Here is a 22086-nt window from a genome sequence, read left to right on the forward strand (position 1 = left end):
GTGCTGACGCCGATCCTGACGACGCTGGCCTTCGTGCTGCATCCCGACGGCGAACGGGTGCTGATGTGTCACCGCATCGCGCGCACCGACGACGAGCAGCACGGCAAGTACAACGGGCTGGGCGGCAAGGTCGAGCCGGGTGAAGACGTCTGGTCGGGCATGCTGCGCGAGCTCGACGAGGAGGCCGGCATCACCCCGACCGCCATGCGACTACGGGGAACAATCTCGTGGCCCGGGTTCGGCAGCGACGGCTCCGACCACTTCGGGTTCCTGTTCGTGGTCGATGCCTTCGAGGGCGAACCGCCGGCCGAGAACGACGAGGGTGTGCTCACCTGGGAGCGGATCGACGCCCTCGACCGGCTCGACATGTGGGCGGGCGACCGGCACTTCCTACCCCTGATGTTCGACCGGACGATCGCCCAGTTCCATGCGGTGCTGCCGTATGAGAACGGGCTCCCCACCAGCTTCAGCGTGCACGTGGTGCCCGCGTGATCCCCGCCGACCCGCACCCGCTCGATGTCGGCGACGGCCCGCTCGCCCTCGGTCTGGCGATGGACGAGCCCGACCCCGATTCGCTGTCGGCGGCGACCCGGCTGCGTCGCCGGGTCAGCCCCGATCTGGCCGCCCTGGCACTGGAGCAGGCGTCGCTGCGTCGGCGGGCGCGGGTGAAGTTCGGCGAGCAGGCGGGCCGCCACCTCTACACGGCCACGGGGCTGGAGCAGGCCACTCGTCCGCAGGTGTCGGCGTGGCGAGCCCAGACCTTCGGGGCCGAACAACACCGCGGGTCGGGTGAGCAGTCAGGACCGCCCACGCGCGTGGTCGATCTGGGCTGCGGGCTCGGCTTCGACGCCCTGGCGTTCGCCGCCGCCGGGCACGAGGTCGATGCGGTCGAACGCGACCCGCTCACCGCGTCCTGCGCGCGCCACAATCTCGCCCAGCACCAGCTAGCCCATTCCACCCCCCACACCAGTGAACCCGCGGCCGCCCGGGTGTGGGTCGGCGACGCCGAACAGGCCGTCGACACCCTGCTCGACGGACGGCCCGAGGCACTGGTCTTCGTCGACCCCGCCCGGCGCTCGACGACCGGCCGCAGCTGGCGGTTGGAAGACCTGTCTCCCGGGTGGGACTTCGTGCTCGGGCTGCGGTCGCGGGCGGCGCGCCTGGTCGTCAAACTGGGGCCGGGCATCGCCCGATCGGCCCTGCCCGATGACCTCGACCGGCACTGGGTGAGCCACGACGGCAGCCTGGTGGAACTCTGCCTGGCTTCGGTCGACGACCCTTACGACACCCATTCGGACGCCCCTTCGGACGCTGGGTCCGGCGCCGGCGTCGACCACGTCGTGGCGCTACGAGGCGACCGGCGACACACACTCGTGTCGCAGGGCCTGCCGAGGCCGCAGGTCGGTCCGATCGGCTCCTACCTGCACGAGCCCGACCCGGCCGTCATCCGCGCGCAGGTCTACGCCGAACTGGTGGCCTCGCTGGCGGGCGCCGAGGCATGGTTCGTCGACCACGACGTGGCCTACCTCACCAGCGATGCGCCGCTGGAGTCGCCGCTGCTGGCGAGCTTCGCGGTCGGCGAGGTGCTTCCGTGGTCGGAGAAGACCGTGCGCGCCTGGTGCCGCGCCCACGACGTCGGCACCCTCGAGATCAAGAAGCGGGGCATCGACGTCGACCCCGCCGAACTACGTCGCCGCCTGAAGCTACGCGGACGAGCCGCCGCCACCCTCGTGATCACGCCCACTCCGGCCGGTGCCCGAGCGGTCTTCTGCCGACGACTGCCGGCCTGAGCCGCTCAACCCTCGCCCGTGGAGGTGTGGGGGTCAGCGCCCCAGCAGCCGACCCGGCAGCCCGCCCCTCACCGGGGCTGCATCACCTGGTGCCATCGTCCGCGCAGGTCGGCCAGCTGGGCCTCCGTCGGGCGGGGGAGCACCTGGTCGGGATGCTCGAGGAAGCTGTGCCGCGACACCTCCCGCACGACGAGCTCGCGTAGCTGAGGGGCCAGCCGCGGGGTCTCGAGCACCAGAAGGCCTCGGTCGAGCCAGGCGACGTCGCGCGCCGAGAAGGCGTAGGTCCACAGGGGAGCCGAGGGCACCACGGTCGCCATCACCGCGTTCGCGACCTGCCCCGGGTAGCGCGGGGACGCCTCGTGCAGAATGGTGGCGCCCAACTCGACCACGGGTCGTCCGGTCAGCCGGTGTTGCGCCAGCAGCCACGTGCGCCACAGCTGGCTCGCGTTCTCCTCGGCCACCGCGGCGTCCCACAGGGCCCGAGCATCGTCGGGCGAGGAGTTGCCGGCGAGTGTCAACGGGGCCAGGCCGGCCAGCCACTTCGGGGTCGTCCTGGCGAGGTGGGCCGCCAGCTCGTCGCGCAGGGGGTGGCCCAGGTCGCGGGCGAGCACCGTCAGGGTGACCAGCGGGTGCCGCCACGCGCAGTAGGTGGTGCGGTAGTTGATGGCGATGCGCTTCTTCCAGCCGGCCGACAGCGCCTCGATGTCGGCGGCGGTTCCGCGTCCGTGGGCGACGAGGATCTCGAGGCAGAACGCGAGCCCCTGCAGGTCGAGGGCGGGGTCGGCCACGCGGGCGTGCAGCCAGGCCTCCTGGGCGGGGGAGAGGTCACGGAAGTCGTCCAGGTGAAGCGACAGGCGCGACTCGGTGGCCGACAGGTCTGGCCCCGATCCCTCGAGCAGCAGGTCCGAACAGCCGCGGAACTGCTCGGCGAGCGGAGATCCCTGCTCCTCGGCGTGGGGCAGGCTCTCCCGGGCGGCCTGCGCGGCCCCCCGCCTCACCGCCAGCGGCAGGCGATCGTCGGTGGCCACGGCGAGGGCCGCGAACGGTGCGGGGGTGACCCGAGTGAGGGCCTGGGCGAGGGCCGCGGCGCGAGACTCACCGGAGCCGAGGGCCGCGAGGTCGTCCCACAGCGCGAGGGCGGCCGTCACCCGATCGCCACCGTGCACCGCCCGGTGCGCGCGCAGCCAGGGGGTGAGGTCAGGGCCGGCCCCAGCCGCCAGCGCGTGCTCGCGCAGCACGGCGACCGCCGCGGGGGTGGGCACGTCGGCCAGCACCGAGTCGGCCAGTGCGCCCAGCCGCCCGACCACCACGCTCGCGGCGGGGTGTGACTGCCGGACGAGGGTGGCCAGCATCGCCTTCCACGCCGGCCATGCCTCGGGCCGGGGTAGGTCGAGCCACGCGGCCGCCAGGCCGGCCAGCCGGTCGGCGTCGATGCGGTCGCGCAGGGCGAGGGCGCGGACGAAACCGGCGGCCCTGTCGAGATCGGGCGACTGTTCCCAGCGGTCGAGCAGCCAGGCCTCCTCGGCGGTGGTGAGCTCGGCGAAGGCAGTGGCATGGGCATCGATGGGTGAGGTCAGCCGGGCGAGCTCCTGGCGAACCGAGGCGGGGTCGCCGGGGTCGGCGAGCCCGTCGGGCCCGAGCCGCACGACGCGGTCGAGGGAGAAGGCCGCCCCGGGCTGCGGGGCAGAGACCAGGAAACCGTCGGGAACGGTGGTGAGGTGGGCGTGGACGACCTGCGGGTCGCCGCCCCAGTGCAGCAGCAGCGGGTCGATGAGTCCGCCGGAGCGGTCGAAGGCCCGCTCGTGCGACTGCCAGTGCCAGCCGGCATAGGCCGTGGTCCGGGGCAGGTCGGCCGCCGAGATCGCCTCGACGGCGTCGTCGTGCAGGTCGCTCTGGGTGTACCGGCCCCGCGGGCGAGGCGGGCTGAGGGCGACGAAGGTCTGGTCGGCGAGGCCCGACCACCAGGTCAGCAGGCGGGCAAGGTCGGACGGGTCAGCCATGCCCTCGATCGTGCCATGTCGAGGGCCGACGGTCGGGGCGGCGGCTGCTCCCGGGCCGAGGCTCGACCAGGGCTGAACGGCGTTCAAAAGGTGCGTAGCATGGGGCCATGGCTCTGACGAGGGACGAGGTGCTGACCACTGCGCTGGCCATCGTCGACGAGTACGGGCTGGCCGACCTGACCATGCGCCGGCTCGCCGCGCAGTTGGACGTGCAGGCGGGTGCCCTCTACTACCACGTGGCCAACAAGCAGACCCTGCTGGTGGCGCTGGCCGACCTGGTGCTGGCCGACCCCGTCGTGGCAGGTCTGGAGCCCGCAACCGACCCGGTCGAGTGGGGCATGGCACTGCACGCGGCCCTGCGCCGTCACCGATCCGGGGCCGAACTCGTCAGCGCGGCGCTGGCGATGCGTCCGCTGTCGGAGTCGCCCGCGAAGGAGCTGGCGGCCCTGCTGGCCGACCCCAGTGGCGACCCCCATCACGCCCCGACGCGGGAGGCGCTGGCTCACGAGGCATTGGCTCACGGCGTGGTCAACCTGGTGCTCGGCCACACCCTCGACGAGGAACAGCGCGATCAGTTCGCCCGCCTCGGCGTCGGCTCCGACCCCTCACCCAGTGACGCGCGGCAGAGTGCGGCGCGGCTGCGGGTCGCGCTCGTCCGACTGGTGGGTCGCTGATGCTGAGTCTGTACAGTCCCGGCACCTCGGTGGTGCACCGCTGGCCCGCGGGGGTCAAGCTCGCGATGGTGATGGTGGTGGGCACGCTGTCATTCTTCGTGCACGACTGGCGATGGCTGGCCGGCTTCGTGGCGGTGGTGCTGGCTGGTTACGCGGTGGCCCGGGTGCCGTGGTCGCGGGCGTGGCGGCTGCTGCGCGGTGTGTTGGTGATGCTGGTGCTGGTGGTGGTGGCGCAGGGGTTCCTCGGCGACTGGGGCACCGCCGCCGAGGTGGGGCTTCGCCTGCTGGGAGTGGTCGCGCTGGCCAATCTGGTGACGCTCACCACCACCCAGACCGCCATCATCGACGCGGTGGTGTGGGTGGCCCGCCCCTTGCGGAGACTGGGCGTTGACCCCGACCAGCTCGGATTGTTGATCGCCCTGGTGCTCAGATTCATCCCCGTGATCGCGGACGAGGCCGCCCGGGTGCGCGAGGCGCAGGCGGCCAGGGGAGTGCCGCCGCGGGGAATGCGGGCGGCGTTCGGCTGGATCTCGCCCCTGGTGATTCGCACCCTGCGCATGGCCGACGGGCTCGGCGAGGCCCTCGAGGCCCGGATCTCATCGACACGGATCTCATCGGCGGAGGGAACGGCCGACGCATCGCGTTGAGGCGGCACGCGATCCCCAGCGACCTGCCGGCCACTCCATCCGCGCCTGCCGACAAACTTCCACACGCTGGCTCGAGCCACCCCGTCTCAGCGGGGGTGGGTCGAGCCACGGTGTAGAAGTTTGTGGCAGGTCGGTGCTAGCGTTCTTTTGAACGGTGTTCAAACTGCTCTGCCCGACCCTCGAAGGACCACCCATGCGCGCCAAGGATCTCGCCCTCATCGCCCTGTTCACCGCGCTCATGTGCGTGCTCGGGCTGGCCCCCCGCATCCAGTTGCCCCTGCTGCCGGCGCCATTCACCACCCAGACGCTCGGGGTGATGCTGGCCGGCGGCATTCTCGGCTGGAAGCGCGGGTTCGCCTCGATGGCCCTGTTCGTGCTGCTGGTGGCCGTCGGCGCCCCGGTGCTGGTGGGCGGCCTCGGCGGCTTCGGCATGCTGCTCGGCCCCACCGGGGGATTCATCTGGGGCTACCCGCTCGGCGCCCTCGTCACGGGGCTGCTGGTCGAGCGCTGGTGGCCGCGGCTGAATGCGGTCACCGCCTTTCTCGCCAGCTTCATCGGCGGCGCCCTCGCGGTCTACCTGATCGGCCAGCCCTGGCTGATCGTGGCCTCGGCCAAGCTCACCCTGGCCCAGGGCTGGTGGAGCTGGGTGGTCTACCTGCCGGGCGACCTAGTCAAGGCGGTCGTGGCGGCTGTCATCATCGTGACCGTGAAGAAGGCCTACCCGATCATCAACCCGAAGCCCGCCACGAGCCCCGCCACGCGGGCCGCCTGAGTCGACCATGATCGAGCTGGAGGCGGTCAGCTTCGGCTACCCGCATCGCCAGTCACCCTCACAGCTGCTGCTGCGCGAGGTCACCCTCACGCTGGCCGAGCAGCGGATCGGCATCATCGGCGCCAACGGCTCGGGCAAGTCGACCCTGGCCCGCCTGCTCAACGGGCTGCTGACGCCCACGTCGGGGCGGGTGCTCGTCCGCGGTCACGACACGGTGCGCCAGCAGAAACTGGTCCGTCGCGACGTCGGCTTCGTCTTCCAGGACCCCGACCTGCAGATCATCATGCCCACCGTCGCAGAAGACCTCGCGTTCGGGCTGCGTCGGCTCGGGCTGCCCAAGGATGAGGTGGCCCGCCGGGTCGACGCCCAGCTCGCACGCCACGGCCTGTCCGACCACCGCGACCACCCGGCCCACCTGCTCTCGGGGGGTCAGAAGCAGTTGCTGGCGATCGCGGCCGTGCTCGTCACCGAGCCCTCGATCCTGGTGATGGACGAGCCCACCACCCTGCTCGACCTGCGCAACCGGCGGGCGGTGATGGCGCTGGTGGCCGACCTGCCGCAGCAGGTGGTGCTGGTCACCCACGATCTGGAGGTGCTCGCCGACTTCGACCGGGTGGTGGTCATCGACGAGGGACGAGTCGCCGCCGACGGCGCCCCCGGTGAGGCGATCGCGGCCTACCGCGCGCTGGTCTGAGGGTCGGTGCCGTCGGTGGCGGTGACCGGCCCGTCCCACGTCCAGTGGGGCATCGGCGCCTCGGGAACGTCCTCGGCCGATCGCGGGTACGCCGCCATCAGCCGGGTCGCCCAGTGCCAGTACGCCCGCAACGTCGGGCGCACCGGTTCCGGAATGTCGGCGTCGGCGAGGGCCTGGGCGAAACAGGCCTCGGCCCGGTCGTCCATCTCCTGGTGGTCACTGTTTCCGGCGTGCATGCGGACGACCCCTGCGTGGCTGCCGAGGCGTTCGCTGAAGTCGGCCGGCCCGCCCAAGGTCTCGGCCAGGTAGGCCGCCAGGCGCTCGGTGTGCTCGGGGTGGAAGCCGTGGCTGAAGGCGTGCGCGACGACCTCATCGGCCATCACCCGCTCGTGCCAGGCATGGGCCAGCCGGGTGCAGGCCTCGCGGCCACCCATCGCCTCATAGACGCCCGGCCGTTGATCGGCCGTGGTCACCGCGGGTTCCTGTCATCGTGACGCTGGTCGGCGTTCTGGGCCGCGTCGTTGGCCGCACCCACGCCGGTGGTGGTCGAGGTGGGCACAGGGTCAGGGCTCGTCTGGTTCGCCTGGTTGGTGTGGTGCTGCGCCTGCTCGGTGTGGTGCTGTTGCTGCTGCTGGTAGTAGGGAGCGTCCGACATGGGGGCGTTGGCCGGCCCGTTGAGATCGTTGGCGGTCGAGGCATGGTTCTGCGCCGTCGAGGCGTGGCCCGAGGCCTGGTCGGCCAGGTGGACCTGCCGCAGGAAGCCGGTCTGCATGCGCCCCAGGGTCTGGCTCGCGCGCTGCAGGGCCGCCTGCAGTTGGCTGCCCTGCGCGGCTCGTCCGGCGCCCCAGTCGGCCAACTTCTTCAACAGGCCGGTGAACTTCGCGGCCACCGAGGCCACCTTGCCCGCCGCCCACGCGGTGTAGGCGGCGTAGGCCGCGCCGAAGGTGACGAAGCTCGCCAGGGCCGACATCACGGCCTTGCTGATCAGGTCGTTGATCAGCTCCTTGCCGAGCCCGATGATGAACTGCTTGACCGTGTCGACCACGGTGGCGACGGCCTCGATGGCGACGCCGCAGGCCTTCAGCACCATGCTGAGGCTCTCCTGGGCCACGGCCCACATCTGCATGACGGCGGCCATGGCGTCGGAGGCGACACCTTCCCACTGCTCACGAATGCGCTGGGCGGCCTCACTGGAGGCCTTCGCCTGGGTCGAGATGGTGTCGCCGTGCTGAGAGGTGCAGGTGCCCACCGCCGAGACCGCGTCCGGGTTGCCGAGCAGGGCGTTCAGGGTCTCCTTGACGAACGTGACGTTGTTGATGATCCAGTTGTAGATGGGCTCCATCAGCTGGCCGATCACCCATGCCAGGGGGTCGAGGAAGGCGCCCAGGGCCGAGACACCGATGTTGGCGGCGGCCGTGAACGTCGACAGGCTCACACCCTCCGAGAACCCCTCACCGACCTCGCGCACGTCCTTGACGATGGGAATCTCGGTCGCATAGGCACTCATGCCAGATCCTTCGTGATCGTCGAGGCCAGCTTGGCGCCCTCGTCCTCCATGTCGCGGTAGCCCTTGGCGGAGTTCTCGAGCCGCCCGCCGAGCACCTGGTAGCCCTTGCCGGAGCCGGCGACCGACCCCTGCAGGGCCGAGGTCAGGGTCGGCAGCACGAACGACAGGATGGGCGCCATGAACAGCCCCATCATCATGGGGCTGGGCGACTGGATGGTGCCGGCGCGCGACGAGAGGTCGTCCCCGATGCCGGTGATCTGGGTGGCGCCGCTCGAGATCGCGGTCGGGTTCACCCGAAATGTGGCGGTCATGGTCACTCCTGTTCGGTGGTGGTCGGGTGGGTGCCTGCGTGCAGCAGGTTGGCCTCGTCGTCGAGACCGGACGATCGCAGCAGCTCCCGCGTGCGGGCATCGGCGTCGGTGGCCGCCGTTGACTGGGCGGTCAGCACGAGGGCGGCCAGCTCGTCCGGGGTGAGGCGGACGGCCGCGGCGCGGAACTCGATGGCGACCGGGGCGCCGCCGGCGTTGACGGTGAGGTCGAGTTCGGGGAGCGAGGCCGTGCCGGTGATGGCCTGGAGCTCGGTCTGCAGAGCGTTGATGCGGGCCGCCGTGCGCTCGTTGTCGAGCCGGAACATCTCGTCGACCTGCGGGCCGGTGAGTCCGGTCAGGTCGGGCACCTCGAAGGGCGCGGTCTGCTTCATGCGTTGCACCGCCGCTCCGAAGTCCTCGCCGTCGGCCAGGTCGTCGAGGGCACTCAGCCAGGCGTCGAACTGCGGGTCGGCGGGAAGCGGAAGCGGCGGGGCCGCGGGGGCCGGCTCGGGGTCGGACGGCCGCTCGTCGCGGGCGGCCGACTCGTCGTCGACGCTGGGCGCCGCTCCGGTGATCAGGTCGGAGAAGGCCGGGGTCCACGCGGCCACCTGCCGGTTCGCGGCCCGAACCGCCAGTCGGTGGGCCAGCATCAGCTGCCGGTTGAGGCTTGCCGTCGAGGTCTCGGACAGGGCCTCGTCGAAGCTGAGGCCGGTGAGTCGTCCGCCGGCGTCGACCCGCACCCTGACGATGCCGTGCTGGCCCTCGCCGCCAGCCGCCGCCAGGGCGGCCTGGGCGTTCGCGGCCTCCTGCAGCATCGTCGCGGTGTGCGCCTCGAGGCTGTCGAGCAGGCCCTGGATGCTGAAACTGCCGCCGTCGGGCAGGTCGACCTCCTGCTGGAACAACTGTTGGGCCAGGGAGTCGGAGGTGCCGTCGTCCGAGGGGTCGCCGGGGGAGATCGTCATTGATCCACCGTAAGTCGCCCCGGGGTCAGCGGCCGGTCAGCGGCCAGCCAGTGTCGACGGCGGCTGTCGGCGGCGGGATGCCCCGGCTCCGCCCCGGGTGACCACGGCGATGACCGTGCCCCAGACCACGACCATCGCGGCCACGTTGAGCACCGTCAGCAAGGCCACCGAGGCGCCGGTGTTGGCCGGCATGTCGGCCGGGACGACCACGGTGCGCTTGCCGAAGGTGGTGACATTGCTGGCCCGACCGTTGGTGAGCCGGTTGCGGGCCACGACGGCCACCTGACCCGAGAGCTCGTGACTGCTGGACACCGTCGTTCGCGCCAGTTCCTGTCGCTCCCAGGCCACGGTGGCCTCGCACGCATACATGCGCCACAGGGTCGTCCACGATCGGGAGCACGAGATCACGTCGGCCCGCCCCCGGTCGATCACCGTCGGCGACAGTTGGGGTCCGAAGGGGGCGGCGATCAGGGGAGACAGCACGATGAACCAGACGAAGCTGAGCACCACCCCCACCAGGATCGGCCTGGCCCCGCGAGGCATCGGCCGTCGCTGGGCCTTCAGCCAGGCGGCGCGCTCGTCGTCCGTCATCGCCTCGAAGTTGGGGCGGTCGGGGCCCTCGGTGGTCATGGGGGGAGTCTTGCACCGCCCGGGTTGATCTCGCGAGGAAGGGATTGGCACTCGGGTTGAACGAGTGCCAGCGCGGTACTAAGTTGGTCATTGGCACTCGCCCGTGGTGAGTGCCAAACCGAACGGGACGACACCGCGACGACGCCCCGGCCGGACACCTGAACTGACACGTGGCGCATCGCCACCAGCAACAGAAAGGGGTTTGACGTGGCAACCACGATCAAGCCGCTCGAGGACCGCGTCCTCGTCCAGCCTCTCGACGCCGAGCAGCAGACCGCTTCGGGTCTGTACATCCCCGACACCGCCAAGGAGAAGCCCCAGGAGGGCAAGGTCGTGGCCACCGGCCCCGGTCGCATCGACGACTCCGGCAACCGCGTGCCCCTCGACGTCGCCGAGGGCGACGTCGTGATCTTCTCCAAGTACGGCGGCACCGAGGTCAAGTACGACGGCCAGGAGTACCTGCTTCTCAACGCGCGCGACATTCTCGCCGTCGTCACCAAGTGAGGTGACACTCCATGGCCAAGACTCTGAAGTTCGATGAGGAGGCGCGTCGCTCGCTCGAGCGTGGCGTCGACATCCTCGCCAACACCGTCAAGGTGACCCTCGGCCCCAAGGGCCGTTACGTGGTGCTCGACAAGAAGTGGGGCGCCCCCACCATCACCAACGATGGTGTGACCGTGGCCCGCGAGGTCGAGCTCTCCGACCCCTACGAGAACCTTGGCGCCCAGCTCGCCAAGGAGGTCGCCACCAAGACCAACGACGTCGCCGGTGACGGCACCACCACCGCCACAGTGCTGGCCCAGGCGCTCGTGCACGAGGGCCTGCGGGCCGTCGCCTCGGGTGCCAACCCGATCGGCCTCAAGCGCGGTATCGACAAGGCCGTCGAGGCCCTCGTCGAGGAGCTGCGTTCGGTGTCGCGTGCGGTCGAGACCACCAGCGACATGGCGTCGGTGGCCACCATCAGCTCGCGCGACGAGCAGATCGGCGAGCTGATCGCCGAGGCGTTCGACAAGGTCGGCAAGGACGGTGTCATCACCGTCGACGAGTCGAACACCTTCGGCACCGAGCTCGAGTTCACCGAGGGCATGCAGTTCGACAAGGGCTACCTGTCGCCCTACTTCGTCACCGATGCCGATCGCATGGAGGCCGTGCTCGAGGATCCCTACATCCTCGTGCACTCCGGCAAGATCAGCTCGATGAACGACCTGCTGCCGCTGCTGGAGAAGGTCATTGCCGCCCACGGCACCCTGTTCATCGTGGCCGAGGACGTCGACGGCGAGGCGCTGTCGACCCTGGTCGTGAACAAGATCCGCGGCACCTTCACCTCGGTCGCCGTCAAGGCTCCTGCCTTCGGTGATCGTCGCAAGGCCATGCTCGAGGACATCGCCATCCTGACCGGTGGTCAGGTGGTCGCTCCCGAGGTCGGCCTGAAGCTCGACCAGGTGGGTCTGGAGGTGCTCGGCCGCGCCCGTCGCGTCGTCGTCACCAAGGACAACACCACCCTGGTCGACGGCGCCGGATCGTCCGACGAGGTTGCCGGTCGCGTCGCGCAGCTGCGCGCCGAGATCGAGCGCACCGACTCCGACTGGGACCGCGAGAAGCTGCAGGAGCGCGTCGCCAAGCTGGCCGGCGGTGTCTGCGTGATCAAGGTCGGCGCCGCCACCGAGGTGGAGCTGAAGGAGAAGAAGCACCGCATCGAGGACGCCGTCTCGGCCACCCGTGCGGCCATCGAGGAGGGCATCGTCGCCGGTGGCGGCTCCGCCCTCGTCCACGCCTCGAAGGTGCTGGCCGACGGCCTGGGCCTCGAGGGCGACGAGAAGACCGGCGCCCAGATCGTGGCGAAGTCGGTCGTCGAGCCGCTGCGCTGGATCGCCGAGAACGGTGGCGAGCAGGGTTACGTGATCGTCTCGAAGGTCGCCGAGCTGGAGCCGAACCACGGCTACAACGGCAAGACCGGTGAGTACCAGGACCTCGTCGAGGCCGGGGTCATCGACCCGGTCAAGGTGACCCGTTCGGCTCTCGCCAACGCCGCCTCGATCGCCGGTCTGCTGCTCACCACCGAGACGCTGGTCGTCGACAAGCCCGAGGACGAGGACGAGGACGGCCACCAGCACTGAGCTGGAGCTGCCCTCGCACCCTGAACCGGGCGTGATGTGACACCGCGGCCCCCGACCAGACCGGTCGGGGGCCGCGGTGCGTTCTGGCTGAGGTCTTCTGGGCCCGCCCCGCCCCGCCGCAATCCCCGCCCCGCTCCGCCCCGCCCGCTCCGCCCCGCCCCCTCCGCAAACTCCCACGAAAGAGTGCGACTCTTAGGAAACTTCCTGCGGGCCGCACTCTTTCGAGAGAGTCTGCGGACGACAGTGGCGTCCCGAAGGGTGCCGGCTGTGGGGCGCTCGCCGATGGGTGCCGGGGCGAGTGGGGATCACGCCCGTCGCGAAGCAGGCTTGGCCGCGTCGTCCCGGCGGGGGCCGCGCGGATAGACTGACGCGCATCCCCCTCTGAAAGGTGCGCAGTGACCGTTCCCGCAGACCTGTCCCCGGCTGGCGTCCCCCTGGCCTTCGAAACCCTGGGCCTGACTTTCGACGACGTGCTGCTGCAGCCGGTGGCCTCCGACGTGATTCCCTCGGAAGTGGACACCTCGGCCAAGGTCTCGCGGCGGATCAGCGTGAAGATTCCGCTGGTCAGCTCCGCGATGGACACCGTCACCGAGACCCGGATGGCCGTCGCCATGGCCCGTCAGGGCGGGCTGGGCATCCTGCACCGCAACCTGTCGATCGCCGATCAGGCCGCCATGGTCGACCAGGTGAAGCGCTCCGAGGCCGGCATGGTCGACGAGCCGATCACCATCACCCCCGACGCCACCCTGCGCGAGGCCGACGAACTGTGCGCCCGCTACCGCATCTCGGGTGTGCCGGTGGTCAACTCCTCGCTCGAGTTGCTCGGCATCGTCACCAACCGTGACATGCGTTTCGAGGACGACGGCTCGCGCCTCGTCCGCGACGTGATGACCCCGATGCCGCTGGTCACCGCCCCGGTCGGCGTCACCGCGGACGACGCGCTGAAGCTGCTGGCCCAGCACAAGATCGAGAAGCTGCCGATCGTGGACGGCCAGAACCGCCTGCGCGGGCTGATCACGCTCAAGGACTACGTGAAGTCCGACCGCTACCCGCTGGCCAGCAAGGACCCTCAGGGACGACTCCGCGTGGGCGCGGCCATCGGCTTCTGGGGTGACTCGTGGGAGCGCGCGATGGCGCTCGTCGAGGAGGGCGTCGACCTGCTGGTGGTCGACACCGCCCACGGTCACTCGCAAGGGGTGGTCGACATGATCAAGCGGCTGCGCGCCGAGAAGGCCTGTGCCGATGTCGACCTGGTCGGCGGCAACGTCGCCACCTACGAGGGCGCGAAGGCGCTCGTCGAGGCCGGGGTCGACGGCATCAAGGTCGGGGTCGGCCCCGGCTCGATCTGCACCACCCGCGTGGTGGCGGGCGTGGGTGTGCCGCAGGTGACCGCGATCCACCAGGCGGCGCGGGCGGCTCGTCCGGCCGGTGTCCCGGTGATCGGCGACGGCGGCCTGCAGTACTCCGGTGACATCGCCAAGGCGCTGGTGGCCGGGGCCGACACCGTCATGCTGGGTTCGCTGCTGGCCGGCTGCTCCGAGTCGCCCGGTGAGCTGGTGTTCATCAACGGCAAGCAGTTCAAGAGCTACCGCGGCATGGGCTCGCTGGGTGCGATGGCCGCCCGCGGGCGCAAGGCGTCCTACTCCAAGGACCGTTACTTCCAGGGCGACGTCACCTCCGACGACAAGATCGTGCCCGAGGGCATCGAGGGTCAGGTGGCCTTCCGCGGGCCGCTCGAGGCCGTCGCCTACCAGCTCGTCGGGGGGCTGCGGCAGTCCATGTTCTACTCGGGCGCCCGCTCGATCGACGAGTTGCACGAGAATGGGGCGTTCGTCCGGATCACGTCGGCGGGCCTGCGCGAGTCGCACCCCCACGACATCCAGATGACCGTCGAAGCCCCCAACTACTCCTCCTCCAAGAACTGAGGCCCGCAGTGTTCGACATCGGCCGTAGCCCGCGCGCCCAGCGTGCGTACAACCTCGACGAGATCTCGATCGTGCCCTCGCGGCGCACCCGCGGTGTCGACCAGGTGAGCCTCGCGTGGAAGATCGACGCCGTCGGCTTCGAGTTCCCGATCATCGCCGCCCCCATGGACTCGGTGATGAGCCCCGCCACCGCCATCGAGATGGGACGACTGGGCGGTCTCGGCGTGCTCAATCTCGAGGGGCTGTGGACCCGCTACGAGGACCCGACCGCGCAGCTGGCCGAGCTGGCCGCCATCAGCGACCCCGTCGAGGCGACGGTGGCGATGCAGCGCATCTATGCCGAGCCGATCAAGGGTGAGCTGATTCGCGCCCGCATGAACGAGATCCGCGAGGCCGGGGTGCCGGCCGCCGGGTCGTTGTCGCCGCAGAACACCCAGGCGTTCGCCGCCGACGTGGTCGCCTCGAACCCCGACTTCTTCGTGATCCGCGGCACCGCGGTGTCGGCCGAGCACGTCTCCGACGAGGTGGAGCCGCTCAACCTCAAGGAGTTCATCTACGAGCTCGACGTGCCGGTGATCGTCGGCGGGTGCGCCAACTACCAGACCGCCCTGCACCTGATGCGCGCCGGCGCCGCCGGAGTGCTGGTGGGCTTCGGTGGGGGAGCCACCGGCGCGAACCGTGACGTGCTCGGCATCGAGGTGCCGATGGCCTCGGCCATCGCCGACGTCGCCGACGCGCGCCGCGACTACATGGCCGAGTCGGGCGGGCGCTACGTGCACCTGATCGCCGATGGTGGCATGGGACGATCCGGAGCCATCGTCCGCGCCCTCGCGTGCGGGGCCGACGCCGTCATGGTGGGCACCCCGCTGGCTCGCGCCCAGGAGGCCCCCGGTCAGGGCTGGCACTGGGGCGCCGAAGCCTGGCACGAGACCCTGCCCCGGGGCCGCCGCACCCGCGTGGAGCAGGTCGGCACCCTCGAAGAGGTGCTGTTCGGCCCCTCGCGGGTCACCGACGGCACCATGAACCTGGTCGGGGCGCTGCGCCGCGCCATGGCCACCACCGGCTACACGGACCTGAAGGAATTCCAGCGCATCGAGCTGGTGGTGCACTGATGTCTGCCGAGGCGGCGGTTCCCGCCGAGTTGGCCCGCCTGCGGTCGTCCATCGACAACATGGATGCAGCGCTGATCCACCTGCTGGCAGAGCGGTTCAAGGTGACCCAGCGGGTGGGGGAGTTGAAGGCAGATCTGGGCCTGCCGCCGGCCGATCCGACGCGCGAGCAGGCGCAGATCACCCGGCTTCGGCAGTTGGCCGAGGAGTCGCATCTCGACCCGGAGTTCGCCGAGAAGATCATCGGGTTCATCGTGGCCGAGGTCGTGCGCAACCACGAGGTGCTGCGCCGCGAGGCCGAACAGCTGCCCTGATCGGGCCTCGCGCCCGAACGAGATCTGGGCGGGTGGGCTCAGGCCAACACCGATCCGAAACGGTGTCACCCTGCGAGTTTGTGCCACCAGATGGCAACTTCACGCACGGTGACACCGTTTCGGATCGGTGTGTCCGGACGAGGGCCCGCGACCGAGGGGCTCAGATCTCGAATTCCGGCGCCAAACCGGTGTCGCCGGAGAACGAGGCGAACCCGTTGACTCCCTGGCCGGCGGTCGCGAACTGCTTCTCGCGGATGTGCGAGGGCGCCGCCAGAACCGTCTCACCAGCGGGAACGTCCTTGATCACCAGGGCGGCCGAGCCGATCTTGGCGTCGTCACCGATGGTGATGTTGCCGATGATGGCCGCGCCCGCGCCGATCACGACCCGGTCGCCCAGAGTGGGGTGACGCTTCACGGGCTGCAGGCTTCGTCCGCCGAGGGTGACCTGGTGGTACATCATGCAGTCGTCGCCGATCACGGCGGTCTCGCCGATCACGACACCCATGCCGTGGTCGATGAAGAACCGGCGCCCGATGGTGGCGCCGGGGTGAATCTCGATGCCCGTCAGGAAGCGGCTCGCCTGCGAGACCACCCGGGCCGCCGGACGAAGCCGGTCCGAGGTCGTCCACATCGAGTTCGCCACCCGGTGCAGCCACACGGCGTGCAGGCCCGAATAGGCCACCGCGACCAGGGCCCGGGAGCTGGCGGCGGGATCCTCGCGCATCGCTGCGTCGATGTCCTCACTCACCCGCTCCCGGACCCGGGAGGCCAGAGAGAGAAGTCGGCTCATGCCTGCTGGAGCAGGTGGCTGTACAGCACCGAGGTCAGGTAGCGCTCGCCGAAGCTGGGCAGCACGACCACGATCAGCTTGCCGGCGTTCTCGGGACGCTCCGCGACCTGGCGGGCGGCGTCCAGAGCGGCACCCGACGAGATGCCGACCAGCAGGCCCTCCTCGGTGGCCGCCTTGCGGGCCACCTCGACGGCGGTGTCGGTGGAGATGTCGATCACCTCGTCGATGATGTCGCGGTTGACGTTGGTGGGGATGAAGTTCGCTCCGAGACCCTGGATCTTGTGCGGGCCGGGGTTGCCACCGTTGAGGATCGGCGACTCGGCGGGCTCGACACCGACCAGCTTGATGTCGGGGTTCTTCTCCTTCAGGAACTTGCCCGCACCCGAGATGGTGCCACCGGTGCCGATGCCGGCCACCAAGATGTCGATCTTGCCCTCGGTGTCGTCCCAGATCTCGGGGCCGGTGGTGGCGTAGTGGATGGCGGGGTTGGCGGGGTTGTCGAACTGGCGCACCAGCACGGCACCGTCGGCGGCTCCCAGCTCCTCGGCCTTGGCGACGGCGCCCTTCATGCCCTCGGGGCCGGGCGTCAGCACCAGCTCGGCGCCGTACGCGCGCAGCAGGGCGCGGCGCTCGAGCGACATGGTCTCGGGCATGGCCAGCACCACCTTGTAGCCGCGGGCCGCACCCACCATGGCCAGCGCGATACCGGTGTTGCCGGAGGTGGCCTCCACGATGGTGCCACCCTCTCGTAGCTCGCCCGACTTCTCGGCGGCGTCGATCATGGCCACGCCGATGCGGTCCTTGACCGAGCTGGCGGGGTTGTAGAACTCGAGCTTGGCGGCCACAGTGGCGTTGTCGCCCACGAGGCGATTGATGCGGACGAGCGGGGTCCGTCCGACGAGGTCAGTCACATTTGCATAGATGCCCATGTGCATAACAATCGCTTATCGCTGTGATTTGTTCCAGTTTTTCTTCCCGCGTCTCACCATCTGAGGCGCAGGCACCCCCTCGGGTGGGCACCGGTGGACCCGCGATCGTCCTAGAGTGGCGCCCGTGAAGGTGATCAAGGTGGTGCTGGCGGCCCTGGGTGTGATCGGGCTGGGATTCGCGATCTACTGGTTCGTCAACGGCTGGGTGCAACTCGACCGCATCATCACGGCCGTGCACGTGACCGATCCCGGCATGGACTCGCCCCGCCCCGAGTACAACGCCGCCGTGGTCTTCGCCTTCGCCGGTGCGCTGGTGCTGGGGCTGGCCCTCGGGCTGCCCTCCCAGTTGGCCAGTCGGGCCCGCAAGCAGGCCCTGCGCGATGTCAACGAGCGGGTGACCGCCTTGGGCAAGGACGACGACGAGACCTCGCGCCGCGACCGAGACACCAGCCACGACGAGCTCGACAAGCCGCTCAACGAGCGCTGAGTGGAGCGAGTGGGAGACCCCCGCGTCACCCCCTAGACTCGCCCCATGAGCGAGTCGCCCGCTGATCCCACCCCTGCTGACCCCACTGTGGGCAACGACCACGACCTGGTGCTGGTCGTCGACTTCGGTGCCCAGTACGCCCAGTTGATCGCCCGCCGCGTGCGCGAGGCCGGGGTCTACTCCGAGATCGTGCCCCACACCTTCTCGGCCGCCCAGCTGGCCGCCAAGCACCCGAAGGCGATCGTGCTCTCCGGCGGGCCCCAGTCGGTCTACGCCGAGGGCGCGCCGCAGCTCGACCCGGACGTCTTCGACCTGCAGGTGCCCATCTTCGGCATCTGCTACGGCTTCCAGGCGATGACCGCCGCCCTGGGCGGACAGGTCGCCAAGACCGGGCTCAGCGAGTTCGGCCGCACCCAGACCTGGGTGGACGAGCCCGGCACGCTGCTCGCCGACGTGCCCCACGCCCTGAACACCTGGATGAGCCACGGCGACTCCGTGAGCCGCGCCCCCGAGGGGTTCACCACCCTCGCCCGCACCGCCGGCGCCCCGGTGGCCGCCTTCGAGTGCGTCGAGAAGGGGCTGGCCGGCGTGCAGTGGCACCCCGAGGTGCTGCACTCCGAGCACGGGCAGGCGATTCTGAAGCGCTTCCTGATCGAGATCGCCGGCTGTCGCGCCGACTGGACCTCGAAGACGATCGTGGACGACCAGATCGCCCTCATCCGCGAACAGGTCGGGGACAAGCGCGTGCTCTGTGCCCTGTCGGGCGGGGTCGACTCGGCGGTAGCGGCGGCGCTCGTCCAGCGGGCGATCGGTGACCAGCTCACCTGCGTGTTCGTCGACCACGGGCTGCTGCGCAAGGGTGAGGCCGAGCAGGTCAAGACCGACTTCGTCGAGCTCACCGGGGTCGACCTGGTGGTCGCCGACGAACGCGACCGCTTCCTGGGCGCCCTCGCGGGGGTGACCGACCCCGAGACCAAGCGCAAGATCATCGGACGAGAGTTCATCCGCACCTTCGAGGCCACCGCGCGGCAGCTCAACGACGACCGCGACATCGAGTTCCTGGTGCAGGGCACGCTCTACCCCGACGTCGTCGAGTCGGGCGGGGGAGAGGGCGCCGCCAACATCAAGAGCCACCACAACGTCGGCGGCCTGCCCGACGACCTGCAGTTCAGCCTGATCGAGCCGCTGCGCACCCTGTTCAAGGACGAGGTGCGCGCCGTCGGTGCCGAACTCGGCCTGCCCGACCACATGGTGTGGCGGCAGCCGTTCCCCGGGCCCGGGTTGGGCATTCGCATCATCGGCGAGGTGACAGCCGAGCGCCTCGACATCCTGCGGGAGGCCGACGCCATTGCCCGTGAGGAACTCACCAAGGCCGGCCTCGATCGCGAGATCTGGCAGTGCCCCGTGGTGCTGCTCGCCGACGTGCGTTCGGTGGGCGTGCAGGGTGATGGTCGCACCTACGGCCACCCGGTGGTGCTGCGCCCGGTGTCGTCCGAGGATGCGATGACTGCGGACTGGAGCCGGGTGCCCTACGACACCCTCGCGACGATCTCGACGCGCATCACCAACGAGGTGCGCGAGATCAACCGGGTCACCCTCGACGTCACCTCGAAGCCGCCGGGCACCATTGAATGGGAGTGATCCCATCGAGCCTCTCCCTCGGGGCTGATCGAAGGGGGCGTGACGCATGAACCTGAACCACTGGATCAACTACCTGCTCGAGCATGTGGCCGAGTTCGACCCGGTGCTGCGCACGCTGTTCGCCGGCCTGGCGATCATGCTCGAGACCTCGATCCTGATCGGCCTGGTCGTGCCGGGTGACTCCGTCGTGCTGGTCGCGTCGACCGGCGTGCAGAACTGGGCCGAGTGGGCGGCCACCGTGATCACCGTCGTGGTCGGCGCCCTGATCGGTGAGTCGCTGGGTTTCTACCTCGGACGATGGTTCGGCCCCCACATTCGGCACTCCTGGGTCGGCCGCCGCATCGGCGAGCACCAGTGGCGCCGCGCCGAGCTGTACCTCACCCGACGCGGGGGCATCGCGGTCTTCCTGAGCCGATTCCTGCCGGTGCTGCACTCGCTGGTGCCCCTGACGGTCGGCATGAGCAAGATGCGCTACCGCACCTTCATCGCCTGGACGAGCGCCGCCTGCACGCTGTGGGCCCTGGCCTACGTCACGGTGGGCTGGCGGGCCGCCGAGAGCTACCGTCAACTCTCCGAGCGGCTGCACTGGGCCGGCTACGCCTTCATCGGTGCGCTGGTGCTGGCCGGTCTGGTGTTCTGGGGTGTGAAGAAGGCGATCGCCCGCTCCGAGGCCCGACACATGGTCGAACCCGAAGCGGGCGATCGTGTTGACGAGGCTCAGCGCTCGTCGTCGCGGTAGGGGTCGAAGGTCTCCCGCGGGTGCGGGGCTGCGCCCGGACGACCCGAGGGCTGCGCCTCCTTCTTGGTCTTGTACTCGTCGTAGGCCTGCTTGCCCTTGCCGAGCACCTCGTCGAGGTGCGTCTTCTGCTGACCCTCGAGCGGCAGCACGAGCCAGCCGACCGCGTAGATCAGCGCGACGGCTCCCGACGTGGCGATGGTGAGCACGATCATGATCAGCCGGACGATGTTGACGTCGAGCTTGGTCTGTCGCGCGATCGACTGGCAGATGCCGGCGACCATCTTGTCGCGGCTGCGGGTCCAGGTGGCGGATGCCATGACTTCTCCCTTGTTGGTGGGTCTGGGTGGGTGGATGGATGGGACGGGCGGAGCGTCAACGGGGGTGACGTCGACTGAGGACCACTCCGAGAATCCCCAGACAGATCAGGAAGGCGGGAGCCGCCCAGCGGACGACCTCCCACGAGAGGCGGTGGCCGGAACCGACCCAGACCGCCGTGGCGGCGATGCCCAGGAAGAGCAGTCCCCAGACCAGCGACGAGACGTCGAGCCGGCGGGTGGAATCGCGGCGGTTCGTCATGAGGTGTGCACCGCCCCCGCCGACCAGGTCAGATGGATCACCAGGGTCAGGCGCGGGCCCGAGGTCGGCCCCATGGTGACGGTGTCGCTGTGGTCGCCGACGGTTCCCCGCTCGACCTTGCCCGAACCGGCACCCGATCCGCCCGTTCCGCCGGGGTCGCTGCCCTGGTGGTCGACGACCATGCCACTTGCTCGGCTCGTGTAGATCACGGTGACGGGCTGGTCGGGGGAGACCTTCACCGACACCGCCGACGACCGTGCGTCGATGGTCACGGTGCGGTCCTCGCTGAGCGTGAGACCGGTCAGGTCGACGTTCCAGGTCTGGCCGACCAGCGAGAGGTCATGCAGGTCGGCCTCCTGGGACCAGCTGAGCGACTGCGCTCCCGGGCCCTGCCGGTCGCCCGGCGAGACCGACAGGGGGGCCATCATCAGCGAAGCGATCAATCCCACGGCGATCATCAGGCGCGGACGACCGACCACCGATCCAATCACCAGGGCCAGCCCGATCACCGCGAGTGCGGCACCCAGGGCGAGCACCGGTCGTCCGGGAGCGGTGTGGTCGAGGATCAGGAACGCACCGGTCGCGAGTCCCGCGGTGACCAAGCCGCCCCACCACGACGGACGAGGCCCACGCCGCCGCAGGGGGGTCGCCACCGGGGCGGCCGCCGCCATCGGGGTTGCGGTCGGGGCGGGTGCCGGCGCCGGCAGGGGGCGCCCCTGGGGGGCGTGACCCACGAAGGCGGCCGGAGCCACGCCGGGCCGCTGCGTTCCACCGTGTTGCACCTGCTGCAGGCGCGACTGCCAGGCCTGCACGGCCTGTCCGAACTCGGTGGCCGGAGCGCCGGTGACCATCGGTTGAGGACGACCGCCCTGTGTCTGGGTGATCGGTGTCTGGGTGATCGGTGCCCGGGTGAGCGGCGGGGCGGGGCGCCAGCCCTGAGCGGGGGGCAGCATGCCGGGAGCCGGGGTGGCGTACCCCGACGGGGGCAGGAGCTGGGTCGGCTGCTGGGCCGCGCGCTGATGGGCGACGTGGCGTCGTCCGATGAACACCAACAGACCGAGCACGATCAGGGGACCCACGCCGAAGGGGGTGAAGGCGGCGGTCAGGGCCAGCATCACGACGGAGGCGACGATGATCAGCACCGTGACTCGGGCGGTCGACCACGAGCGCCACGCGGGCAACCATTGCTCGATGCGGGAACGGCCGCCATCGGCGGGGGGCATGAACAACCACAACACGCCGTAGATCACGGCCCCGACCCCGCCCGACAGGGTGGCGAGCACCATCGCCGTGCGGATCAGCAGGGGGTCGACCCGCCAGCGCTCACCCAGCGCGGCGCACACGCCGGCGAGCTGACCCTCGCTCGAGCGAGGGTGGCGCACCAGATCGGTGGTCGGCGTTTCGGTCACCCCCCCATCCTGACAAAGTCGTCGACTGCCGATCATCAGGTTCGTCCCTGAGTCGGCCATGGCTGC

Annotated in this window: 25 protein-coding genes; 14 read left to right on the forward strand and 11 right to left on the reverse strand. The window is 70.3% G+C overall.

Translation table 11 applies throughout. The features are described from left to right. Positions 1-492 (forward strand): NUDIX hydrolase, encoded by a 492-nt coding sequence (locus tag ACSDQ9_RS12350; RefSeq protein WP_435147460.1) that lies wholly within the window; start codon positions 1-3, stop codon positions 490-492. Next, entirely contained in the window at positions 489-1790 is a 1302-nt protein-coding gene (locus tag ACSDQ9_RS12355) for a THUMP-like domain-containing protein (RefSeq protein WP_435147461.1), read from the forward strand. Before ACSDQ9_RS12350 ends, ACSDQ9_RS12355 begins: the two co-directional genes overlap by 4 nt. 68 nt (positions 1791-1858) lie before the next feature. Here the strand turns inward: ACSDQ9_RS12355 and ACSDQ9_RS12360 are convergent, their stop codons facing one another. Beyond that, positions 1859-3790: a hypothetical protein gene (locus ACSDQ9_RS12360; protein ID WP_435147463.1), complete on the reverse strand. Its 1932-nt coding sequence runs from the start codon at positions 3788-3790 to the stop codon at positions 1859-1861. Positions 3791-3897: 107 nt separating this feature from the next. Between ACSDQ9_RS12360 and ACSDQ9_RS12365 the strand changes: the two genes are divergently transcribed. The 4 genes from ACSDQ9_RS12365 to ACSDQ9_RS12380 all read left to right on the forward strand — a co-directional run bounded on the left by ACSDQ9_RS12365 (position 3898) and on the right by ACSDQ9_RS12380 (position 6577). Next, positions 3898-4464 carry a TetR/AcrR family transcriptional regulator gene (locus tag ACSDQ9_RS12365; protein ID WP_435147465.1) on the forward strand — a complete coding sequence of 189 codons (567 nt, stop codon included), beginning with the start codon at positions 3898-3900 and terminating at the stop codon, positions 4462-4464. Then, positions 4464-5111 carry an energy-coupling factor transporter transmembrane component T family protein gene (locus ACSDQ9_RS12370; protein WP_435147467.1) on the forward strand — a complete coding sequence of 216 codons (648 nt, stop codon included), beginning with the start codon at positions 4464-4466 and terminating at the stop codon, positions 5109-5111. The genes ACSDQ9_RS12365 and ACSDQ9_RS12370 overlap by 1 nt, the downstream gene beginning before the upstream one ends. Positions 5112-5304: 193 nt before the next feature. Further along, positions 5305-5883, forward strand: coding sequence for a biotin transporter BioY (locus ACSDQ9_RS12375; RefSeq protein WP_435147469.1), 579 nt, complete (start codon positions 5305-5307; stop codon positions 5881-5883). Between the two features lie 7 nt (positions 5884-5890). Then, the gene (locus ACSDQ9_RS12380) at positions 5891-6577 is read left to right on the forward strand and encodes an energy-coupling factor ABC transporter ATP-binding protein (RefSeq protein ID WP_435147470.1); all 687 of its coding nucleotides are present in this window, start codon (positions 5891-5893) and stop codon (positions 6575-6577) included. On the opposite strand, the gene ACSDQ9_RS12385 is transcribed toward ACSDQ9_RS12380, so the two are convergent. The 5 genes from ACSDQ9_RS12385 to ACSDQ9_RS12405 are packed head-to-tail and all read right to left on the reverse strand — an operon-like array spanning position 6559 to position 9984. Continuing rightward, positions 6559-7050 carry a globin domain-containing protein gene (locus ACSDQ9_RS12385; protein WP_435147472.1) on the reverse strand — a complete coding sequence of 164 codons (492 nt, stop codon included), beginning with the start codon at positions 7048-7050 and terminating at the stop codon, positions 6559-6561. The two genes, ACSDQ9_RS12380 and ACSDQ9_RS12385, sit on opposite strands and share 19 nt — an antisense overlap. Further along, positions 7047-8084 (reverse strand): WXG100 family type VII secretion target, encoded by a 1038-nt coding sequence (locus ACSDQ9_RS12390; RefSeq protein WP_435147474.1) that lies wholly within the window; start codon positions 8082-8084, stop codon positions 7047-7049. Before ACSDQ9_RS12390 ends, ACSDQ9_RS12385 begins: the two co-directional genes overlap by 4 nt. Then, a complete protein-coding gene (locus ACSDQ9_RS12395) occupies positions 8081-8395 on the reverse strand; it encodes a hypothetical protein (RefSeq protein WP_435147475.1) in 315 nt (104 codons plus the stop codon). The genes ACSDQ9_RS12390 and ACSDQ9_RS12395 overlap by 4 nt, the downstream gene beginning before the upstream one ends. Positions 8396-8397: 2 nt before the next feature. Further along, the gene (locus ACSDQ9_RS12400; protein WP_435147476.1) at positions 8398-9354 is read right to left on the reverse strand and encodes a YbaB/EbfC family nucleoid-associated protein; all 957 of its coding nucleotides are present in this window, start codon (positions 9352-9354) and stop codon (positions 8398-8400) included. A gap of 36 nt (positions 9355-9390) precedes the next feature. Beyond that, entirely contained in the window at positions 9391-9984 is a 594-nt protein-coding gene (locus tag ACSDQ9_RS12405; RefSeq protein WP_435147477.1) for a hypothetical protein, read from the reverse strand. A gap of 207 nt (positions 9985-10191) precedes the next feature. On the opposite strand from ACSDQ9_RS12405, the gene groES reads away from it, so the two are divergent. The 5 genes from groES (at position 10192) to ACSDQ9_RS12430 (ending at position 15449) form a co-directional block, all read left to right on the forward strand. Continuing rightward, entirely contained in the window at positions 10192-10488 is a 297-nt protein-coding gene (gene groES, locus ACSDQ9_RS12410; RefSeq protein ID WP_435147478.1) for a co-chaperone GroES, read from the forward strand. Between the two features lie 11 nt (positions 10489-10499). After that, a complete protein-coding gene (gene groL, locus ACSDQ9_RS12415; RefSeq protein WP_435147479.1) occupies positions 10500-12101 on the forward strand; it encodes a chaperonin GroEL in 1602 nt (533 codons plus the stop codon). A gap of 413 nt (positions 12102-12514) precedes the next feature. Next, entirely contained in the window at positions 12515-14026 is a 1512-nt protein-coding gene (gene guaB / locus ACSDQ9_RS12420) for an IMP dehydrogenase (RefSeq protein ID WP_435147871.1), read from the forward strand. Between the two features lie 8 nt (positions 14027-14034). Then, positions 14035-15138, forward strand: a complete 1104-nt coding sequence (locus ACSDQ9_RS12425) for a GuaB3 family IMP dehydrogenase-related protein (RefSeq protein WP_435147481.1) — start codon at positions 14035-14037, stop codon at positions 15136-15138. Continuing rightward, positions 15138-15449 (forward strand): chorismate mutase, encoded by a 312-nt coding sequence (locus tag ACSDQ9_RS12430; RefSeq protein ID WP_435147483.1) that lies wholly within the window; start codon positions 15138-15140, stop codon positions 15447-15449. Before ACSDQ9_RS12425 ends, ACSDQ9_RS12430 begins: the two co-directional genes overlap by 1 nt. A 160-nt stretch (positions 15450-15609) precedes the next feature. On the opposite strand, the gene cysE is transcribed toward ACSDQ9_RS12430, so the two are convergent. Both cysE and cysK read right to left on the reverse strand, forming a co-directional pair. Next, complete coding sequence (cysE, locus tag ACSDQ9_RS12435) at positions 15610-16239, reverse strand: serine O-acetyltransferase (protein WP_435147485.1); 630 nt, start codon at positions 16237-16239, stop codon at positions 15610-15612. Further along, positions 16236-17168 (reverse strand): cysteine synthase A, encoded by a 933-nt coding sequence (gene cysK / locus ACSDQ9_RS12440; protein WP_435147486.1) that lies wholly within the window; start codon positions 17166-17168, stop codon positions 16236-16238. Before cysK ends, cysE begins: the two co-directional genes overlap by 4 nt. Positions 17169-17292: 124 nt before the next feature. Here cysK and ACSDQ9_RS12445 point away from each other — a divergent pair, with 124 nt between their 5' ends. Genes ACSDQ9_RS12445 through ACSDQ9_RS12455 form a run of 3 tightly spaced genes read left to right on the forward strand, consistent with a single transcriptional unit; the run spans position 17293 to position 20035 of the window. After that, a complete protein-coding gene (locus tag ACSDQ9_RS12445; RefSeq protein ID WP_435147488.1) occupies positions 17293-17655 on the forward strand; it encodes a hypothetical protein in 363 nt (120 codons plus the stop codon). Between the two features lie 45 nt (positions 17656-17700). Continuing rightward, the gene (guaA, locus tag ACSDQ9_RS12450; RefSeq protein ID WP_435147490.1) at positions 17701-19296 is read left to right on the forward strand and encodes a glutamine-hydrolyzing GMP synthase; all 1596 of its coding nucleotides are present in this window, start codon (positions 17701-17703) and stop codon (positions 19294-19296) included. Between the two features lie 46 nt (positions 19297-19342). Continuing rightward, a complete protein-coding gene (locus ACSDQ9_RS12455; protein WP_435147492.1) occupies positions 19343-20035 on the forward strand; it encodes a DedA family protein in 693 nt (230 codons plus the stop codon). Here the strand turns inward: ACSDQ9_RS12455 and ACSDQ9_RS12460 are convergent. From ACSDQ9_RS12460 to ACSDQ9_RS12470, 3 genes are read right to left on the reverse strand one after another with little or no spacing between them, the layout of a single operon-like run. Then, a complete protein-coding gene (locus tag ACSDQ9_RS12460; RefSeq protein ID WP_435147494.1) occupies positions 20014-20352 on the reverse strand; it encodes a PspC domain-containing protein in 339 nt (112 codons plus the stop codon). The two genes, ACSDQ9_RS12455 and ACSDQ9_RS12460, sit on opposite strands and share 22 nt — an antisense overlap. 55 nt (positions 20353-20407) lie before the next feature. After that, positions 20408-20611, reverse strand: a complete 204-nt coding sequence (locus ACSDQ9_RS12465) for a hypothetical protein (RefSeq protein ID WP_435147496.1) — start codon at positions 20609-20611, stop codon at positions 20408-20410. Further along, entirely contained in the window at positions 20608-22020 is a 1413-nt protein-coding gene (locus ACSDQ9_RS12470) for a PspC domain-containing protein (RefSeq protein ID WP_435147498.1), read from the reverse strand. Before ACSDQ9_RS12470 ends, ACSDQ9_RS12465 begins: the two co-directional genes overlap by 4 nt. Between the last annotated feature and the right edge of the window lie 66 nt (positions 22021-22086).

The organism is Aestuariimicrobium soli (assembly GCF_051192575.1).
Lineage (GTDB): Bacteria > Actinomycetota > Actinomycetes > Propionibacteriales > Propionibacteriaceae > Aestuariimicrobium > Aestuariimicrobium soli.

Bases quoted from the DNA above. Each gene is read 5' to 3' on its own strand.
- ACSDQ9_RS12360 (WP_435147463.1), bottom strand. From the start codon at position 3,790: ATGGCTGACCCGTCCGACCTTGCCCGCCTGCTGACCTGGTGGTCGGGC.
- ACSDQ9_RS12365 (WP_435147465.1), top strand. From the start codon at position 3,898: ATGGCTCTGACGAGGGACGAGGTGCTGACCACTGCGCTGGCCATCGTC.
- ACSDQ9_RS12370 (WP_435147467.1), top strand. From the start codon at position 4,464: ATGCTGAGTCTGTACAGTCCCGGCACCTCGGTGGTGCACCGCTGGCCC.
- ACSDQ9_RS12375 (WP_435147469.1), top strand. From the start codon at position 5,305: ATGCGCGCCAAGGATCTCGCCCTCATCGCCCTGTTCACCGCGCTCATG.
- ACSDQ9_RS12380 (WP_435147470.1), top strand. From the start codon at position 5,891: ATGATCGAGCTGGAGGCGGTCAGCTTCGGCTACCCGCATCGCCAGTCA.
- ACSDQ9_RS12390 (WP_435147474.1), bottom strand. From the start codon at position 8,084: ATGAGTGCCTATGCGACCGAGATTCCCATCGTCAAGGACGTGCGCGAG.
- ACSDQ9_RS12395 (WP_435147475.1), bottom strand. From the start codon at position 8,395: ATGACCGCCACATTTCGGGTGAACCCGACCGCGATCTCGAGCGGCGCC.
- ACSDQ9_RS12400 (WP_435147476.1), bottom strand. From the start codon at position 9,354: ATGACGATCTCCCCCGGCGACCCCTCGGACGACGGCACCTCCGACTCC.
- ACSDQ9_RS12405 (WP_435147477.1), bottom strand. From the start codon at position 9,984: ATGACCACCGAGGGCCCCGACCGCCCCAACTTCGAGGCGATGACGGAC.
- groL (WP_435147479.1), top strand. From the start codon at position 10,500: ATGGCCAAGACTCTGAAGTTCGATGAGGAGGCGCGTCGCTCGCTCGAG.
- ACSDQ9_RS12430 (WP_435147483.1), top strand. From the start codon at position 15,138: ATGTCTGCCGAGGCGGCGGTTCCCGCCGAGTTGGCCCGCCTGCGGTCG.
- cysE (WP_435147485.1), bottom strand. From the start codon at position 16,239: ATGAGCCGACTTCTCTCTCTGGCCTCCCGGGTCCGGGAGCGGGTGAGT.
- cysK (WP_435147486.1), bottom strand. From the start codon at position 17,168: ATGGGCATCTATGCAAATGTGACTGACCTCGTCGGACGGACCCCGCTC.
- guaA (WP_435147490.1), top strand. From the start codon at position 17,701: ATGAGCGAGTCGCCCGCTGATCCCACCCCTGCTGACCCCACTGTGGGC.
- ACSDQ9_RS12455 (WP_435147492.1), top strand. From the start codon at position 19,343: ATGAACCTGAACCACTGGATCAACTACCTGCTCGAGCATGTGGCCGAG.
- ACSDQ9_RS12460 (WP_435147494.1), bottom strand. From the start codon at position 20,352: ATGGCATCCGCCACCTGGACCCGCAGCCGCGACAAGATGGTCGCCGGC.
- ACSDQ9_RS12465 (WP_435147496.1), bottom strand. From the start codon at position 20,611: ATGACGAACCGCCGCGATTCCACCCGCCGGCTCGACGTCTCGTCGCTG.